Annotated in this window: 1 protein-coding gene; it reads left to right on the top strand. The window is 43.7% G+C overall.

Features of this window, described 5'->3' with window-relative positions:
• The first annotated feature begins 121 nt into the window (after positions 1-121).
• The gene (locus HMPREF2857_RS01585) at positions 122-937 is read left to right on the top strand and encodes an aminoglycoside O-phosphotransferase APH(3')-Ia (protein WP_000018326.1); all 816 of its coding nucleotides are present in this window, start codon (positions 122-124) and stop codon (positions 935-937) included.
• Positions 938-1,064 lie beyond the last annotated feature (127 nt).

Here is a 1,064-nt window from a genome sequence, read left to right as displayed (position 1 = left end):
AAGTTTATCACCACCGACTATTTGCAACAGTGCCAACCCATGTTATATTGCACAAGATAAAAATATATCATCATGAACAATAAAACTGTCTGCTTACATAAACAGTAATACAAGGGGTGTTATGAGCCATATTCAACGGGAAACGTCTTGCTCGAGGCCGCGATTAAATTCCAACCTGGATGCTGATTTATATGGGTATAGATGGGCTCGCGATAATGTCGGGCAATCAGGTGCGACAATCTATCGATTGTATGGGAAGCCCAATGCGCCAGAGTTGTTTCTGAAACATGGCAAAGGTAGCGTTGCCAATGATGTTACAGATGAGATGGTCAGACTAAACTGGCTGACGGCATTTATGCCTCTTCCGACCATCAAGCATTTTATCCGTACTCCTGATGATGCATGGTTACTCACCACTGCGATCCCCGGGAAAACAGCATTCCAGGTATTAGAAGAATATCCTGATTCAGGTGAAAATATTGTTGATGCGCTGGCAGTGTTCCTGCGCCGGTTGCATTCGATTCCTGTTTGTAATTGTCCTTTTAACAGCGATCGCGTATTTCGTCTCGCTCAGGCGCAATCACGAATGAATAACGGTTTGGTTGATGCTAGTGATTTTGATGACGAGCGTAATGGCTGGCCTGTTGAACAAGTCTGGAAAGAAATGCATAAGCTTTTGCCATTCTCACCGGATTCAGTCGTCACTCATGGTGATTTCTCACTTGATAACCTTATTTTTGACGAGGGGAAATTAATAGGTTGTATTGATGTTGGACGAGTCGGAATCGCAGACCGATACCAGGATCTTGCCATCCTATGGAACTGCCTCGGTGAGTTTTCTCCTTCATTACAGAAACGGCTTTTTCAAAAATATGGTATTGATAATCCTGATATGAATAAATTGCAGTTTCATTTGATGCTCGATGAGTTTTTCTGATAGTTAGTCTTTGTAGAGACACAAACCTGAAATTCCGGACACCGCGCTTCAGGACATCTCCCTGGACGCCGATATCTGGCAGTATCCGGACGGGGCACTGTTGCAAATAGTCGGTGGTGATAAACTT

The sequence above is a fragment of the Corynebacterium sp. HMSC076C10 genome (assembly GCF_001812455.1).
In the GTDB taxonomy this organism is placed as follows: domain Bacteria; phylum Actinomycetota; class Actinomycetes; order Mycobacteriales; family Mycobacteriaceae; genus Corynebacterium; species Corynebacterium jeikeium_D.
Note: the sequence above shows the minus strand (reverse complement) of the source record. Positions and strands in the feature narration are given on the sequence as shown.